The organism is Kitasatospora sp. NPDC030952 (genome assembly GCF_055571335.1).
In genome coordinates, this window is the sequence record NZ_JBVIFM010000010.1 from 273,781 (window position 1) to 289,821 (window position 16,041).

Sequence of the window (16,041 nt, forward strand, 5' to 3'; positions counted from 1 at the left end):
CCGCCGTGGCCCCCAGAACCGCCCTCGCACCCGCCCCGCACGGCCCCGGCGGCCGCCTCCAGCCGCTCGACGACGCCGGCCGGCCGCTCGGCCCGCCGGAGGCCGTCCCCGACCTCGCCGCGGCCGTCGCCGCCCGGGAGGCCGCCGACCACCCGCGCTGGGTCTGGGCCGCCGCCGACTCCGGGTACGCCCCGCTGCTGCCCCGGCTGCCCGACCGGCTCGCCCGCTGCCACGACCTCCGGCTGGTCGAGGCGCTGCTGCTGGGCCACGAGGGCCGCTTCGGCGCGCCGCGTTCGCTCGGCGCCGCCTGGGCCCGGCTGCACGGCCTGCCCGTCCCGGACGACCTGCCCGAGCCGGGCCTCGCCGACGCGGACGACGGACAGGACACCCTGTTCGCCCCGGACCGGCTGCAACTGCCGCCCGGAGTCGACCCGTTGACGGCCGTGGTGGCCGTGCACGCCGAACAGCAGCGGCGGATCGCCGCCATCGCCGACCCGGCCGAACGGCAGCGCTTCCGGCTGCTGGTGGCCGCCGAGTCGGCCGGCGCCCTGGTGGCCGCCGAGATCGCCCACGACGGCCTGCCCTGGCGCTCCGACGTCCACGACCGGCTGCTCACCGAACTGCTCGGCCCCCGCCCCACCGTCCCCGGCACCCAGCCCCGGGTGCTCGCCGACCTCGCCGTCGAACTCCACCAGGCCCTCGGCGCCAAGCCGTTCAACCCCGACTCGCACACCCAGGTGCTGCGCGCCTTCGCCGAGGCCGGCATCCAGCTCGGCTCCACCCGCTCCTGGGAGCTCAAGGAGATCGACCACCCGGCCGCCCGGCTGCTGGTCCGCTACAAGGAGCTGGCCCGGATCCACGTCGCCCACGGCTGGGCCTGGCAGGACGCCTGGGCCCGCGGCGGCCGCTTCCGACCCGAGTACGTGGTCGGCGGCGTGGTCTCCGGCCGCTGGGCCAGCCGCGGCGGCGGCGCCCTGCAGATCCCGCGCATCCTGCGCCGCGCCGTGGTCGCCGACCCGGGCTGGCTGCTGGTGGTCGCCGACGCCGCCCAACTGGAGCCGCGGGTGCTCGCCGCGCTCTCCCAGGACACCGGCCTGGCCCGCACCGCGGCCGGCGGCGACCTCTACGAGGCGCTCGCCGCCCAGGCCTTCCAGGGCGACCGCGACAAGGCCAAGCTCGGCCTGCTCGGCGCCATGTACGGGCAGACCAGCGGCGACATCGGCCCGCTGCTGAACACCCTGCGCCGCCGCTACCCCGCCGCGATGGGCTACGTCGAGGCCGCCGCCCGCACCGGCGAGGACGGCGGCGTGGTCGCCTCCCGGCTCGGCCGGGTCTGCCCGCCCGCCTCCGCCGCCTTCCTCGACCTCACCGAGGCCGACACCGCCGGCGAGACCGGCGGCCGCACCGCCCGCGCCCGCGGCCGGTTCACCCGCAACTTCGTCATCCAGGCCAGCGCCGCCGACTGGGCGCTGGCCCTGCTGGCGGCGCTGCGCCGGCGGCTGAACGAACTGCCGGTGGCCGTCCCGGCGGACCGCCCGCACCTGGTGTTCTTCCAGCACGACGAGGTGATCGTGCACACCCCGGCCAACCTGGCCGAGGAGGTGGCCGCCGCCGTCACCGAGGCCGCCGACGAGGCCCGGCGGCTGGTCTTCGGCGACACCCCGGTGCGCTTCCCGCTCAGCACCGCCGTCGTGGACTGCTACGCCGACGCCAAGTGACCGCTACAGCTTGCGGAAGGAGCGCGCCTCCTCGGCCGCCGCGACCACCTCGTCCAGCCCCGCCCCGGCCGAGGCGGTGACCGCGGCGGCCACCGCACCCTCCACGAACGGCGCGTCCACCAGCCGTACGCCCGGCCTCGGTTCGTCCTCCAGCACGGTCACGGCGGTGAGCACCGAGCTGCCGAGGTCCGGCAGCACCACGACGCCGGCCCCGCCGTCCGCCGCCGCGACCGCCGCGGCGATCAGCTCGTAGCTGGTGCCCAGCCCGCCGTCCTCCGTCCCGGCCGCGACCACCACCCGCACGCCGTCCGAGGCCAGTTCGCCGAGCAGCTCGCGCAGCCCCTCCGCGAGCCGAGCGCTGTGCGAAACCAGAACAATGCCCACGCGTTCGCTCATGCGCCCGACCCTACGGCCCGTCCCACTGCTCCGGAAGGGCGAACGGAACGCGCGTGTCGGACCCCGTGCCCACGGCCCCCGTCTGGCGTAGCGTCGGCGACAGCAGCGTCCTGATCTCGTGGCCACCTAGGGAGCGAAGAGCGTTGAAGAAGCTGATCAACACCCCGGAGAGCGTCCTGGAGGACGCCCTGGCCGGAGTCGCCGCCGCCCACCCCGAGCTGACGGTCGACATCCCCAACCGGGTGATCACCCGGGCCGCCCGCCCGGCCGGCCCCAAGGTCGCGCTGATCTCCGGCGGCGGCTCCGGCCACGAGCCGCTGCACGGCGGCTTCGTCGGCCCCGGCATGCTCGACGCCGCCTGCCCCGGCGAGGTGTTCACCTCCCCCGTCCCGGACCAGATGCTCGCCGCCGCCAAGGCCGTCGAGTGCGGCGCCGGCGTCGTCTTCATCGTCAAGAACTACACCGGCGACGTGATGAACTTCGAGCTCGCCGCCGAACTCGCCGCCGAGGAGGGCCTGGAGGTCCGTACCGTCCTGGTCAACGACGACGTCGCGGTCGAGGACTCCACCTGGACGGCCGGCCGCCGCGGCACCGGCGCGACCGTCCTGGTCGAGAAGACGACCGGCGCGCTCGCCGAACGCGGCGCCGGCCTGGACGAGGTCGCCGCCCTGGGCGAGCGGGTCAACGCCGCCTCCCGCTCCTTCGCGATCGCGCTCACCGCGGCCACCGTCCCGGCCGCCGGCAAGCCCGGCTTCGACCTGCCCGAGGACGAGATCGAGGTCGGCGTCGGCATCCACGGCGAGCCCGGCCGCCGCCGCGAGAAGCTCCGCCCGGCCCGCGACCTGGCCGCCGAGGTGGTCGGGACCATCCTCGCCGACCACCACCTGACCGCCGGCGACGAGGTGATCGCCCTGCTCAACGGCCTCGGCGCGACCCCGCTGCTGGAGCTGTACGTGGTCTACGGCGAGGTCGCCGCCCAGCTCGCCGAGCGCGGCATCACGGTGGCCCGCAGCCTGGTCGGCAACTACGTCACCAGCCTCGACATGGCGGGCTTCTCGCTCACCCTCACCAAGGCCGACGCCCAACTGCTGGACCTCTGGGACGCCCCGGTCGACACCCCCGCCCTCAAGCGGGCCTGAAGGGAGACGGCATGGACTTCGACACCACCCTCGCCGAGGCCTGGATCCGCGCGATCGCCGCAGCCGTCGAGCGGGAGCGGACCCAGCTCACCGAACTGGACTCCGCGATCGGCGACGGCGACCACGGAAGCAACCTCCAGCGCGGCTTCAGCGCCGCCCTCACCGCCCTGGACGGCCTCCGACCCACCAGCCCCGGCGCCGTCCTCACCAAGACCGGCACCACCCTCATCTCCAAGGTCGGCGGCGCCTCCGGCCCCCTCTACGGCAAGGCCTTCCGCGCCATCGGCGCCGCCCTGCCCGAACCCGCCGACCCGACCGCCGTCGCCGAGGCCCTCTCCGCCGGCCTGGACGCGCTCCGCATCCTCGGCAAGGCCGAACCCGGCGACAAGACCATCGTGGACGCCTGGACCCCGGCCGTCGCCGCCTTCCGCACCGCGGCCGCCGCCGGCGCCACCCTCCCCGAAGCCGCCGCAGCCGCCGCCGAAGCCGCCGAACGGGGCGCCCACGACACCGTCCCCCTCCAGGCCCGCAAGGGCCGCGCCTCCTACCTCGGCGAACGCAGCATCGGCCACCAGGACCCAGGCGCCACCTCCACCGCCCTCATCTTCCGCACCCTCGCCACCACCACCGCCAGCTGACGGCCCCCACCCGCGCCCACCCACCCCCAACCCGCACCCACCTCACCCCCTCCCCCTCCCCTCCCCTCCCCCTCACCCGACCAAGGCGAGAGGGACGCGCTGCGGGAGGGGGCGGTGGAGGGGGTGGGTGCGGAGAGGGGCGTGACGGGTGATTTTCAGACCGCCAACGGCGCCCAACCCCCCACCACGAGGGTCGGCGGTCCGAAAATCACCCAGCCCCCGGAGCGCCCACCCCCGTAACCGCCCCCGGCCCCACCCACCCTCCCGAAAGCCCACCCCCACAACACCAGCCCCGCGCAGCGGCCCCCCACCCCGCTAGCCCCCCGCGAAGCCCCTCAGTCCGTCCAGGCGACCAGCAACAACAACGCGTCATCCCGCAACTCCCCACCCGTGTGCGCCAGCAGATCCGCATACACCCGCCCCACCGCCGCCTCCAACTCCCCCGCCGAGCGCCCAGCTCCCCGCACCAGCGGCCCGACCCGCTCCGCCAGCGGGTAGAACTCCCCGCTCCTGCGGTGCCGCGCCTCGATCACCCCGTCCGTACACAGCACCAGCACGTCCTCCGCCCCGAACGGCTGCCCCCAGGTGGTCGGTTCGCCCGTCGCCAGCCGCCCGAGGCCGAGCGGCACCCACGGGTCGGGCGCGTCCAGGACGTGGGCCCGCCCCTCGCCGTCGACCCGGATCGGCGCCACGTGCCCGTACTGGAGCAGTTCCATCTCCCCCGGGGTGCGGAATTCGGCGAACAGCGCGGTGGTGAACTCCCCGTCGGGCACGTGCCGCTCGACGCTGGCCTCGATCCGCGCCGCGACGCCCCGCAGTCCGGCTTCGTCGTACGCGGCTTCGCGGAAGGCGCCGAGCACCACCGCCGCGGTCTGGACGGCCGCCAGTCCCTTACCCCGGACGTCGCCGACCGCGACCCGGGTGCCGTGCGGCGTCTCCAGCACCGAGTAGAGGTCCCCGCCGATCCGTGAGGCGTCCGCCGCCGAGACGTACCGCACGGCCAGCCGCAGCGGGCCGACGGCCGGTCCGGGCAGCCGCAGCAGGGCCCGCTGGGCGGCTTCGGCGACGGAGCTGACCGCCGCGAAGGCCGCCGCCCGCCGCATCCGGATCTTGGCCACCCAGGCGGAGAACAGCGTCAACACCAGGTAGCTGACCATCGCACCGTAAAGGAAGCGGGCGTCGTTGATGTTGTCGAGCTGGTCGTAGTGGCTGAGCCCGAAGACCGCGAGCAGCCCGACCGCGCAGACCGCGAGCAGTTCGCGGGGTTTGAGGGTGAGCGCGGCGATGGTCGGGACCACGGTCATCAGTGGCGCGAGGTACCGGTCCTTGCCGGAGAGGAGGTCCGCGAATGCGACCAGCAGGACGGCGATCAGGGCCGGGGTCGCCCGCCGCCAGAACGGCACGTCCTGGAGGTCGGCGGCCAGCAGGGCCCCGCGCTGCCGGGCCTGGGGCAGTCCGGCGGCGGTGGGGGCCGAGGGTGACTGGGCGCGGCGGATCGGAAGCACATATCGAACATAAGGGACGATCCCACCCCCGGCGGTCGCGGGCCGCCCCCCACAGCCGTCCACATCATCCCCTAATGCCTGATTTGTCATAAAGTTCGACCGAAGCAGCTACTCAGCGGCTACGCAGCGGCTACTCAGAGGAGGCCCCGTCCGGTGTCCGGATACCGACCCGCTCCGCGCATCACCACACCCCCCGTCCGGGCCGCCGCCCGGCCCCACCACTGGGTCAAGTTCTTCCTGACCGGTCTGCTGCTCTGGGCCTGCACCGTCCTGGTCACCTTCTTCACCGACAACAGCAACCTGGTCCCGACGATCGTGCTGCTCGGCAGCTTCCTCGTCCCGGCCACCGTGGTGATCTGGGCGTACGAGCGCTACGCGGCCGACCTCGGCGCGGACCGGATCTTCACCTGCTTCGGCATCGGCGGGGTGATCGGCGTCCTGGGCGCCTCGGTGCTGGAGTCGTACCTGCTCTCCCCCTCGGTGTGGATGTACGTCGGCGTCGGCCTGATCGAGGAGGCGGTGAAGCTGGCCGCGCTGGTGCTGGTGAGCCGGCGGCTGCGGGTGGTCGGGCTGCGGTACGGGCTGGTGCTGGGCGCCACCGTCGGCGCGGGGTTCGCCGCGTTCGAGAGCGCGGGGTACGCGTTCAACGCCGTGCTGAGCATCCAGGGCCTCTCGCTCGACGACCTGGTGGAGACGGAGATCCTGCGCGGGGTGCTCGCGCCGGTCGGCCACATCCTGTGGACGGCGATCATCGGCGGGGTGCTGTTCCGCGAGCGGCGGGGCGGCCGTTTCCGCCTCACCACCCCGCTGCTGCTGACGTACCTGGGCGTCTCACTGCTGCACGCGCTGTGGGACAGCATGAGCGGCATCGCCGTCTGGCTGGTCGCCCGGACCACCACCAGCGACTTCCAGCGCGCCCTGTTCGACCTGGGCTACATGCCGAACCCGTCCAGCGAGCAGGTCCACCTGTACACCGCGTACGACACCGCCGGGCTGCTGCTGGTCTCGCTGGGCGGGCTGCTCTGGCTGCGACTGCTGCTCCGGCGCGAGCCGACCGCGCCGATCCCGGCGCAGCACCCCTCGGCCCCGGCCTGACCGGAGCCGTCGCCTACGATGCGATCCACCTCCCCCACCCCCTCGGGAAATACCCCGCAGGGGTATGGTGTTCGAAGAGCAAGAGAGCCAGCACCCGCACCGACCTCCCGGAGGCCCCGATGTCCAACACCATCACCTACACCGTGTCCGGCATGAGCTGCGGCCACTGCGAGAAGGCGATCAGCGAGGAGCTCTCCGTGCTGGCCGGTGTCACCGACGTCGCCGCCGACGCCCAGGCCGGTACCGTGACGGTCTCCTCCGACGCCCCGCTGGCGGAGGACGCGGTCCGCGCCGCGATCGACGAGGCCGGCTACGAGCTGGTCGGCCGCGCCGCCTGAGTCACCCCGGGACGGCGGGGCCGGCACCTGCCCCGCCGTACGCCCCCAGCAAGGAGCCCTCCGCATGACCACCTCCGCCCCCGGTGTCCAGGCACGGGACCGGATCGAGCTGTCGATCGGCGGGATGACCTGCGCCGCCTGCGCCGCCCGGATCGAGAAGAAGCTCAACCGGATGGACGGCGTCGAGGCCACGGTCAACTTCGCCACCGAGAAGGCCCGGGTCGACTACGGCCCCGGCGTCACGGTCGAGGACCTCATCACCACCGTCGAGCGGACCGGCTACACCGCCGAACTCCCCCCGCCCCCGACCCCCGCCGCCCCCGCCCCCGGGGAGCCGGAGCGCGGGGAGGCGGAGCCCGCCGACCCGCTGCGCGAACGCCTGCTGATCAGCACCGTGCTCAGCGTCCCGGTGGTGCTGCTGTCGATGGTCCCGGCCCTGCAGTTCACCAACTGGCAGTGGCTGGCCTTCGCCCTCACCGGCCCGGTCGTCGGGTACGGCGGGCTGCCCTTCCACCGCGCCGCCTGGACCAACCTCAAGCACGGCGCCGCGAGCATGGACACCCTGGTCTCGCTCGGCACCCTGGCCGCCTTCGGCTGGTCCTGCTGGGCCCTGTTCGGGGGGCGCGCCGGCCGGCCCGGGATGCACCACGACTTCTCCTTCACCATCGGCGCCACCGACCCGGCCGGCGCGCTCTACCTGGAGACCGCCGCCGCCGTCACCGTGCTGATCCTGCTCGGCCGCCACCTGGAGGCCCGCTCCCGGCGCCGGGCCGGCGCCGCCCTGCACGCCCTGCTGGACCTCGGCGCCAAGGACGTCGCGGTCCTCCGGGACGGCCGGGAGGTCCGGCTGCCGGTGGACCTGCTGACCGTCGGCACCCGCTTCGTGGTGCGCCCCGGCGAGAAGGTCGCGACCGACGGCGTGGTGGTCGAGGGCAGCTCCGCGGTGGACGCCTCGATGCTCACCGGCGAGTCCGTCCCGGTCGAGGTCGCCGTCGGGGACGCCGTCACCGGCGCCACCGTCAACGCGGGCGGCCGACTGGTGGTCGAGGCCACCCGGGTCGGCGCGGACACCCGGCTGGCCCGGATGGCCCGGCTGGTCGAGGACGCCCAGAACGGCAAGGCCGCCGCCCAGCGCCTGGCCGACCGGATCTCCGCGGTCTTCGTCCCCGCCGTCCTGCTGATCGCCCTCGCCACCCTGGTCGGCTGGCTGCTGGTCACCAGCAGCCCCACCGAGGCGTTCACCGCCGCCGTGGCCGTGCTGATCATCGCCTGCCCGTGCGCCCTGGGCCTGGCCACCCCGACCGCGCTGATGGTCGGCACCGGTCGCGGCGCCCAGCTCGGCATCCTGATCAAGGGCCCCGAGGCGCTGGAGACCACCCGCCGGGTGGACACCGTCGTCCTGGACAAGACCGGCACCGTCACCACCGGCCGGATGGCCCTCGTGGCCGTGCACACCGCCGAGGGCGCCACCGAGGCCGAGGCCCTGCGCCTGGCCGGCGCCCTGGAGCACGCCTCCGAGCACCCGATCGCCCGGGCGATCGCCCAGGCCGCCGCCGACCGCTCCGGCGGACTGCCGCCGGTCCAGGGCTTCCGGAGCCTCCCCGGCCGGGGCGTGGAGGGCGTGGTGGACGGCCATGCGGTGGTGGCCGGCCAGGAGGCCCTGCTGGCCGACCGCGCCCAGCACCTGCCGCCCGCGCTGGCCCGGGCCAAGCGCGAGGCGGAGTCGGCCGGCCGCACCGCGATCGCGGTCGGCTGGGACGGCGAGGCCAGGGCCGTGCTGGAGGTGGCGGACGCGGTCAAGCCGACCAGCGCCGAGGCCATCGCCGAGCTGCGCGCCCTGGGCCTGACCCCGGTGCTGCTGACCGGTGACAACACGCTGGTCGCCGAGGCGGTCGCGGCCGAGGTCGGCATCGAGCCGGAGCACGTGATCGCCGAGGTGCTGCCCGAGGACAAGGTGGCGACGGTCCGGCGGCTGCAGGCCGAGGGCAAGGTCGTGGCGATGGTCGGTGACGGCGTCAACGACGCGGCCGCGCTCGCCCAGGCCGACCTCGGCCTGGCCATGGGCACCGGCGCCGACGCCGCGATCGAGGCCGGCGACCTCACCCTGGTCCGCGGCGACCTGCGCACCGCGGCCGACGCCATCCGGCTCTCCCGCAGGACCCTCGGCACCATCCGGGGCAATCTCTGCTGGGCCTTCGGCTACAACGTGGCGGCGATCCCGCTGGCCGCCGCCGGACTGCTCAACCCGATGATCGCCGGGGCCGCGATGGCCTTCTCCTCGGTCTTCGTGGTCAGCAACAGCCTCCGACTGCGCCGCTTCCGGCCCGCCGGAGCCCACCTGAGCTCACCTGACCCGAGCTGAGCCGAGCCCCCGGGGCCGCCTCGAACGCCCCGGCCACCCCGGCCACCCTGCCCACCCCGAACAGCCGGACACGCCGAACACCCGAGGGCCCGAACCGACCAACGGTCCGGGCCCTCGTCGTGACGCCTCAACGCCCCAGCAGTTCCCCGCCGTTGCAGTGCAGGATCTCGCCGGTGATGAACCCGGCCTCGGGCGAGGCGAGGAAGTGCACCGCCGCCGCGACCTCGCCGGTCTCGCCGATCCGGCCGAGCAGCGTGCGCGCCGCCCGACGGGCCACCTCGGCCTCGTCCAGTCGCGGCCCGAAGAACTCGGTGCCGGCCACCGTGCCCGGCGCGACGATGTTGGCGGTGATCCCCGAGGTGCCCAACTGGGCGGCCAGGAAGTGGTTCCAGGCGTGCAGCGAGGCCTTCGCCGCACCGTACGAGCCGGCCCCGCGCAGGGCGGCGATGGAGCTGATGGTGACGACCCGGCCGGAGCCGGGGGTGAGCCGGTCCCGGATCGACTCGGTGAGCAGCACCACGGTCAGCACGTTGCGCTCGAAGTCGCCGCGCCAGCGGGCCAGCAGGGCGTGCGGTCCGCCGCCGATCACCGTCTCCCGGCTGCCGGCGTTGTTCACCAGCACGTCGATGCGCTCGGGCAGTTCGTGCAGCGCGGCCTCGACCGCGTCCGGGTCGGCGAGGTCGCACACCAGCGGGGTGACGTTCGGCCCGAGGTCGACCGCGGCCTTCTCCAGGACCTCGCGGCGGCGCCCGACGACCACCACGTGCTCGCCCGCCTCGGCGAACCGCCGCGCGACTTCGTACCCGATTCCCGTGCCACCGCCGGTGACGACGACGTTCCTGGCCATCTGCGCACTCCCTCCCCAGTTCCGCCGTCGCGCGACGAGGGGGCGCGACGGTCCGTACCGGAATGCCACGATTCCTATCACGCTCGGTTGCCGTGACTGCGGGGAGGGTGACGTCGCGCCCGAGGGAAGGTGTGGTATGAGCGCGGTACGAAGTGCCTACGGAGCGTGGCGAGAGGCAGCTCACACCCCCCGGGCGTAACTTCTCGCACCCTGATACGTCTTAGGTTGGTAGTGCGGCAGTTTTTCCGATGGGTGGGGCGCGATCAACGGCAACGTGTCCCCGCGCTTCCAGCGGCTGCCGCCGACGGGGCTCCGGCGGGCCCCGGGAACGGTCGTCGAACTCTCGACGGCCTTCGCGCACGGCGCCGGGGTGTGGCGGGTCAGGGACGCTTTGAGCGGCCGTCCCCGACTGCAGCCGGCCCCGGAGTCGTGCGTCGTACGGTTCCGTCCCCGCGCGCGGGCCCTTCCGGGGTCAGCGCGCGGGGACGCGAAGGGGCCCGGCCGCTCAGCAGCGGCCGGGCCCCTCTCGGTCGGTGTGCCGTCAGCGGCGCCCGGTCAGCGCTGCTCGAGCTCGACGTAGTCGCGGATCGCGGTGCCCGTGTAGATCTGGCGCGGGCGGCCGATGCGGCTGGTCGGGTCGTTGATCATCTCGTGCCAGTGGGCGATCCAGCCCGGCAGCCGGCCGAGGGCGAACAGCACGGTGAACATGCTGGTCGGGAAGCCCATGGCGCGGTAGATCAGGCCGGTGTAGAAGTCCACGTTCGGGTACAGCTTGCGCGAGATGAAGAAGTCGTCCTTGAGGGCGTGCTCCTCCAGCTTGAGCGCGATCTCCAGCAGCTCGTCGCTCTTGCCGAGCTGGCCGAGGACCTCGTGCGCGAGCAGCTTGACCTGCGCGGCGCGCGGGTCGAAGGCCTTGTACACGCGGTGGCCGAAGCCCATCAGCTTGACGCCGGCTTCCTTGTTCTTCACCTTCGTGATGAACGAGTCGACGTCGCCGCCGTCCTTCTGGATGCTCTCCAGCATCTCCAGGACGGCCTGGTTGGCGCCGCCGTGCAGCGGGCCCCACAGCGCCGAGATGCCCGCCGAGATCGAGGCGAACAGGTTGGCGTGGCTGGAGCCGACCAGGCGCACGGTGGAGGTCGAGCAGTTCTGCTCGTGGTCCGCGTGCAGGATCAGCAGCTTGTCCAGGGCGTTGACGATGACCGGGTTGAGCTCGTAGTCCTCGGCGGGGACGGCGAAGGTCATCCGCAGCAGGTTCTCGACGTAGCTCAGGTCGTTGCGCGGGTAGACGAAGGGCTGGCCCATCGCCTTCTTGTGCGCGTACGCGGCGATGGTCGGCAGCTTGGCCAGCAGGCGGACGGTCGACAGGTGGCGCTGGGCCGCGTCGAACGGGTTGTGGCTCTCCGGGTAGAAGGTGGAGAGCGCGCCGACCACCGAGGACATCATGGCCATCGGGTGGGCGTCCCGCGGGAAGCCCTGGAAGAAGCGCTTGACGTCCTCGTGCAGCAGGGTGTGCTGGGTGATCTCGCGGTTGAACTCCGCCAGCTGGTCCGCGTTGGGCAGCTCGCCGTTGATCAGGAGGTACGCGGTCTCGATGAAGCCGCCCTGTGCTGCGAGCTGCTCGATCGGGTAGCCGCGGTACCGCAGGATGCCGTTGTCGCCGTCCACGAAGGTGATCGCGGACTTGTACGCGGCGGTGTTACCGAAGCCGTTGTCCAGGGTGACCAGGCCGGTCTGCGGGAGCAGCTTCGAGATGTCGAAGCCGGAGTTGCCCGCAGTGCTCTCGACGACGGGGTACTCGTACTCGCCGTCCTGGTACCGCAGTACTACCGAGTTGTCGCTCACGTCTTCCTCACCGACGAAATGAATCCTCTTCCAAGGTGCCCTGACTGTCTCCACCATCCCCCATCCGGAGCACAGTCGCGCACCCGGGGTGGCCCGGAAGGGCCCGCCCCTACAAAACCTGTTGCCGCTGCCGGTACGAACCGGACAAGATCGGCACCACCCTAGGCTCTGCCGTAAATCTCTTCACGTCAAGAGAACATTAGAGGCAACCATCCTGTTGGATAATCATCCAGAAGCAAGTCGATGATCGAGCGCGGCGTGCCGCCGACCTGCACTGACGGCCCTCACGGCCTGGGCGATCGCCTTCCGTGACCCGACCAGCACCACGAGTTTCCTCGCCCTGGTCACAGCGGTGTAGAGCAGATTTCGCTGGAGCATCATCCAAGCGGACATAGTGACCGGAATCACCACCACCGGGTACTCACTGCCCTGCGAGCGGTGGATCGTCACCGCGTACGCGTGGGCGAGCTCGTCCAGTTCGTCGAAGTCGTACGACACCTCCTCGTCCTCGTCGGTCAGCACCGTCAGCCGCTGGTCGTCCACGCTGAGGGCGGTCACCACTCCCACTGTGCCGTTGAAGACCCCGTTCCGCCCCTTGTCGTAGTTGTTGCGGATCTGGGTGACCTTGTCCCCCACCCGGAAGGTCCGCCCGCCGAAACGCCGCTCCGCCAGCCCCTCCCGGGCCGGGGTCACCGCGGCCTGCAGCAGCGTGTTCAGGTTCCCCGCCCCGGCCGGGCCGCGGTGCATCGGGGCCAGCACCTGCACGTCCCGGCGCGGGTCGAAGCCGAACTTCTGCGGGATCCGACGCGCCACCACGTCCACCGTCAGACCGGCCGCCAGCTCGGCGTCCTCCTCCACGAACAGGAAGAAGTCGGCCAGACCCTCCGTCAGCGGCGGTTTCCCCTCATTGATCCGGTGCGCGTTGGTCACCACGCCCGATTGCTGCGCCTGCCGGAAGATCCTGGTCAGCCGCACCGACGGGATCGGCCCGCCCTCCGCCAGCAGGTCCCGCAGCACCTCGCCGGCGCCGACCGAGGGCAGCTGGTCCACGTCCCCCACGAACAGCAAGTGAGCACCCGGGGGTACCGCCTTGACCAGCTTGTTCGCCAGGATCAGGTCCAGCATCGAGGCCTCGTCCACCACCACCAGGTCGGCGTCCAACGGCCGGTCCCGGTCGTACGCGGCGTCACCGCCCGGCTTCAGCTCCAGCAGCCGGTGCACCGTCGATGCCTCCGCCCCGGTCAGCTCCGCCAGCCGCTTCGCCGCCCGCCCGGTCGGCGCCGCCAGCACCACCTTCGCCCGCTTGGCCAGCGCCATCATCACGATCGACTTCACCGTGAACGACTTGCCGCAGCCCGGACCCCCCGTCAGCACCGCGACCTTCTCGGTCAGCGCCAGCCGCACCGACTGCTCCTGCTCCGGCGCCAGCTCCGCCCCGGTCCGCTTCGCCAGCCACTCCAGCGCCACCGGCCAGTCCACCCCGGCCGACCACGGCAGCCGGTCGGTGTCCGAACGCAGCAGCCGCAGCAGCTGGTTGGCCAACGAGATCTCCGCCCGGTGGAACGGCACCAGGTACACCGCGGTGATCGGCTCGCCCGCCTCCCCCGGCACCGTCTCCCGCACCACCCCCTCGGCCGCGACCAGCTCCGCGAGGCAGTCGATCACCAGCCCGACGTCCACCTGCAGCAGTTTCACGCCGTCCGCGATCAGCCGCTCCTCCGGCAGGTAGCAGTGGCCCTGGTCGCTGCTCTGCGACAGCGCGTACTGCAGCCCGGCCTTCACCCGCTCCGGACTGTCGTGCGGGATGCCCACCGCCTGGGCGATCCGGTCCGCCGTCAGGAAGCCGATGCCCCAGACGTCCGCCGCCAGCTTGTACGGCTCGTTCCGCACCACCCCGATCGAGGCGTCGCCGTACTGCTTGTAGATCCGCACCGCCAGCGAGGTCGACACCCCGACCCCCTGCAGGAAGACCATCACCTCCTTGATGGCCTTCTGCTCCTCCCAGGCCGCGGCGATCTTCTTGGTCCGCTTCGGCCCCAGCCCCGGCACCTCGATCAGCCGGCCCGGCTCGTTCTCGATCACCTCAAGGGTGTCCACCCCGAAGCGGTCCACGATCCGCTCCGCGAACCGCGGCCCGATCCCCTTGATCAGCCCCGACCCCAGGTACCGCTGGATGCCCTGGACCGTCGCGGGCAGCACCGTCGTGTAGTTCTCCACGGTGAACTGCCGCCCGTACTGCGGGTGCGAACCCCACCGCCCGTGCAGCCGCAGCGACTCCCCGACCTGCGCCCCCAGCAACGCGCCCACCACCGTCAGCAGGTCGTTCGCACCGCGGCCGGTGTCCACCCGGGCCACCGTGTAGCCGGTCTCCTCGTTGGCGTAGGTGATCCGTTCCAGCACGCCCTCGACCTGCGCGAGCTGGCGGACCGCCTGCTGTGCCTGCTGCCCCGACTGCGCCGCCTTGCCCACCGGAGCCCCCTTCGACCGGTACGGGTGGACCATTCCGTTACGCACCGTACCGCCCGGCGGGGACAAGGCCGGACCGCCCGCGGACTCGCCGTGCACCACCCCCACCGAGGTGCCAGGCTGGAAGGTCGAGGGGGGAGTCGACCGCGCCCGCGCCCGTACGGGACCGTCCTAGGAGCAGAGCCGCCATGCTCAACACCGACTTCCGCCCCGGTTCGCCGGACTGGCTCGACCTGAGCAGCCCCGACACCCGGGCCTCCGTCGACTTCTACACCGCCCTGTTCGGCTGGACCTTCGACTCGGCCGGCCCCGAAGCCGGCGGCTACGGCTTCTTCCAGCTCGGCGGCCGGACCGTCGCCGCACTCGGCCCGCTCGCCGAGGACGGCAGCCCGCCCGGCTGGACGGTGTACTTCGCCACCGACGACGCCGACCGCACCACCGACCTCGTCCAGCAGGCCGGCGGCCGGGTGCGGTTCGCCCCCTTCGATGTCTTCACCTCGGGCCGGATGGCCGGCTACACCGACCCCACCGGCGCCGACTTCGCCGTCTGGCAACCGCACGACACCCGCGGCCTGGACCTTGTCAACGAGGAGGTCAGCCTCTGCTGGACGGAGTGCTACAGCATCGACGCCGAACGGGCCAAGAGCTTCTACCGCACGGTCTTCGGCTGGCAGGAACAGGACGTCCCGCTCGGCGAGGTCCTGTACACGGTGCTCACCCCGGCAGGCGGCGGCACCGACGACGCCCACGGCGGCATCATGCAGCTCGGCCCGGAGCACACCGCGCGCGGCACCAGCTCGCACTGGCTCCCCTACTTCGAGGTCCCCAACGTCGACGCGAGCCTCGCCATCGCCGACCGGCTCGGCGCGAAGGCCCGGATCCCGGCGACGGACGTGCACGGCGTCGGCCGCCTCGCCCAGCTCCAGGATCCGCACGGAGCCGTCTTCGCCGTCATCACCAGCACCCCGGCCGGGGACTGACTCCACATCGGCCCAGAGGGGCCTTAGAAGGGCGCTACGGGCGTAGACAAGGCACCTGGCGGCACCGGGGCTTGCCTATCCTCTGACCATGACTGAAACGGCTGTTCTGACGATCCGACGGGCCATCGAGGCCGACCTCCCGGCCATCGTCGCCATGCTCGCCGACGACCCGCTCGGCGCCACCCGCGAATCCCCCGACGACCTCACCCCGTACCGCACCGCCTTCGCCCGCATCGACGCCGACCCCCACCAGCACCTGGTCGTCGCCGAACGCACCGGTCGCACCGTGGGCACCCTGCAGCTCACCCTCGTCCCGGGCCTCTCCCGGGCCGGCTCGACCCGCGCCATCATCGAAGGCGTCCGCGTCCACGCCCACGAACGCGGCAGCGGGCTCGGCACCGAACTGATCCAGTGGGCCGTCGACCGCGCCCGCGAGCTCGGCGCCGACCTCGTCCAGCTCACCTCGGACGCGACCCGCACGGACGCGCACCGCTTCTACGAGCGGCTCGGCTTCGTGGCCTCGCACCTCGGATTCAAGCTGACGCCCTGACCGGCGCCCCCGGATCCCCTTCCCCGGGAAACGCGAAAAGGCCCACCCGGAAACCCGGGTGGGCCTTTTCTGAAGAATTGTTCGGCGGCGTCCTACTCTCCCACAGGGTCCCCCCTGCAGTACCATCGGCGCTGTGAGGCTTAGCTTCCGGGTTCGGAATGT

The 16,041-nt window shown here is 72.9% G+C and carries 13 protein-coding genes and 1 rRNA gene; 8 read left to right on the forward strand and 6 right to left on the reverse strand.

Annotation, left to right across the window (positions count from 1 at the left end; translation table 11 throughout):
• Positions 1 to 5 precede the first annotated feature (5 nt).
• Complete coding sequence (locus ACZ47G_RS19970) at positions 6 to 1,718, forward strand: bifunctional 3'-5' exonuclease/DNA polymerase (RefSeq protein ID WP_465744379.1); 1,713 nt, start codon at positions 6 to 8, stop codon at positions 1,716 to 1,718.
• A gap of 3 nt (positions 1,719 to 1,721) precedes the next feature.
• Here the strand turns inward: ACZ47G_RS19970 and dhaM are convergent, their stop codons facing one another.
• Positions 1,722 to 2,114, reverse strand: a complete 393-nt coding sequence (dhaM, locus tag ACZ47G_RS19975) for a dihydroxyacetone kinase phosphoryl donor subunit DhaM (protein ID WP_380463059.1) — start codon at positions 2,112 to 2,114, stop codon at positions 1,722 to 1,724.
• Positions 2,115 to 2,257: 143 nt separating this feature from the next.
• On the opposite strand from dhaM, the gene dhaK reads away from it, so the two are divergent.
• Together dhaK and dhaL are read left to right on the forward strand one after the other, a co-directional pair.
• Positions 2,258 to 3,253, forward strand: a complete 996-nt coding sequence (gene dhaK, locus ACZ47G_RS19980; RefSeq protein WP_465744382.1) for a dihydroxyacetone kinase subunit DhaK — start codon at positions 2,258 to 2,260, stop codon at positions 3,251 to 3,253.
• A gap of 11 nt (positions 3,254 to 3,264) precedes the next feature.
• On the forward strand, positions 3,265 to 3,891 hold the full coding sequence (dhaL, locus tag ACZ47G_RS19985) for a dihydroxyacetone kinase subunit DhaL (protein ID WP_465744384.1): 627 nt from the start codon (positions 3,265 to 3,267) through the stop codon (positions 3,889 to 3,891).
• 335 nt (positions 3,892 to 4,226) lie between these two features.
• Here the strand turns inward: dhaL and ACZ47G_RS19990 are convergent, their stop codons facing one another.
• The gene (locus ACZ47G_RS19990) at positions 4,227 to 5,396 is read right to left on the reverse strand and encodes a PP2C family protein-serine/threonine phosphatase (RefSeq protein WP_465744386.1); all 1,170 of its coding nucleotides are present in this window, start codon (positions 5,394 to 5,396) and stop codon (positions 4,227 to 4,229) included.
• Positions 5,397 to 5,549: 153 nt separating this feature from the next.
• On the opposite strand from ACZ47G_RS19990, the gene ACZ47G_RS19995 reads away from it, so the two are divergent.
• The 3 genes from ACZ47G_RS19995 to ACZ47G_RS20005 all read left to right on the forward strand — a co-directional run bounded on the left by ACZ47G_RS19995 (position 5,550) and on the right by ACZ47G_RS20005 (position 9,191).
• Positions 5,550 to 6,491: a PrsW family intramembrane metalloprotease gene (locus tag ACZ47G_RS19995; protein WP_465744388.1), complete on the forward strand. Its 942-nt coding sequence runs from the start codon at positions 5,550 to 5,552 to the stop codon at positions 6,489 to 6,491.
• 119 nt (positions 6,492 to 6,610) lie between these two features.
• Entirely contained in the window at positions 6,611 to 6,829 is a 219-nt protein-coding gene (locus ACZ47G_RS20000; RefSeq protein ID WP_465744390.1) for a heavy-metal-associated domain-containing protein, read from the forward strand.
• A 64-nt stretch (positions 6,830 to 6,893) separates the two neighbouring features.
• Entirely contained in the window at positions 6,894 to 9,191 is a 2,298-nt protein-coding gene (locus ACZ47G_RS20005; protein ID WP_465744392.1) for a heavy metal translocating P-type ATPase, read from the forward strand.
• A gap of 127 nt (positions 9,192 to 9,318) precedes the next feature.
• Here ACZ47G_RS20005 and ACZ47G_RS20010 read toward each other — a convergent pair whose 3' ends face one another.
• The 3 genes from ACZ47G_RS20010 to recD2 all read right to left on the reverse strand — a co-directional run bounded on the left by ACZ47G_RS20010 (position 9,319) and on the right by recD2 (position 14,352).
• Complete coding sequence (locus ACZ47G_RS20010) at positions 9,319 to 10,038, reverse strand: SDR family NAD(P)-dependent oxidoreductase (protein WP_465744394.1); 720 nt, start codon at positions 10,036 to 10,038, stop codon at positions 9,319 to 9,321.
• Positions 10,039 to 10,593: 555 nt separating this feature from the next.
• Positions 10,594 to 11,883 (reverse strand): citrate synthase, encoded by a 1,290-nt coding sequence (locus tag ACZ47G_RS20015; protein ID WP_380463474.1) that lies wholly within the window; start codon positions 11,881 to 11,883, stop codon positions 10,594 to 10,596.
• A gap of 225 nt (positions 11,884 to 12,108) precedes the next feature.
• Positions 12,109 to 14,352, reverse strand: a complete 2,244-nt coding sequence (recD2, locus tag ACZ47G_RS20020) for an SF1B family DNA helicase RecD2 (RefSeq protein WP_465744396.1) — start codon at positions 14,350 to 14,352, stop codon at positions 12,109 to 12,111.
• Positions 14,353 to 14,537: 185 nt separating this feature from the next.
• Between recD2 and ACZ47G_RS20025 the strand changes: the two genes are divergently transcribed.
• A complete protein-coding gene (locus ACZ47G_RS20025; RefSeq protein WP_465744398.1) occupies positions 14,538 to 15,329 on the forward strand; it encodes a VOC family protein in 792 nt (263 codons plus the stop codon).
• 88 nt (positions 15,330 to 15,417) lie between these two features.
• Positions 15,418 to 15,879: a GNAT family N-acetyltransferase gene (locus tag ACZ47G_RS20030; RefSeq protein WP_465744400.1), complete on the forward strand. Its 462-nt coding sequence runs from the start codon at positions 15,418 to 15,420 to the stop codon at positions 15,877 to 15,879.
• 79 nt (positions 15,880 to 15,958) lie between these two features.
• Here ACZ47G_RS20030 and rrf read toward each other — a convergent pair.
• A 5S ribosomal RNA gene (rrf, locus tag ACZ47G_RS20035) occupies positions 15,959 to 16,041 on the reverse strand; the annotation flags it as partial.

What these genes read in the sequence shown, in the direction of transcription:
- ACZ47G_RS20005 (WP_465744392.1), top strand. Translation starts at nt 6,894, where the DNA reads ATGACCACCTCCGCCCCCGGTGTCCAGGCACGGGACCGGATCGAGCTG.
- dhaL (WP_465744384.1), top strand. Translation starts at nt 3,265, where the DNA reads ATGGACTTCGACACCACCCTCGCCGAGGCCTGGATCCGCGCGATCGCC.
- dhaM (WP_380463059.1), bottom strand. Translation starts at nt 2,114, where the DNA reads ATGAGCGAACGCGTGGGCATTGTTCTGGTTTCGCACAGCGCTCGGCTC.
- ACZ47G_RS20000 (WP_465744390.1), top strand. Translation starts at nt 6,611, where the DNA reads ATGTCCAACACCATCACCTACACCGTGTCCGGCATGAGCTGCGGCCAC.
- ACZ47G_RS20025 (WP_465744398.1), top strand. Translation starts at nt 14,538, where the DNA reads ATGCTCAACACCGACTTCCGCCCCGGTTCGCCGGACTGGCTCGACCTG.
- ACZ47G_RS20010 (WP_465744394.1), bottom strand. Translation starts at nt 10,038, where the DNA reads ATGGCCAGGAACGTCGTCGTCACCGGCGGTGGCACGGGAATCGGGTAC.
- ACZ47G_RS20030 (WP_465744400.1), top strand. Translation starts at nt 15,418, where the DNA reads ATGACTGAAACGGCTGTTCTGACGATCCGACGGGCCATCGAGGCCGAC.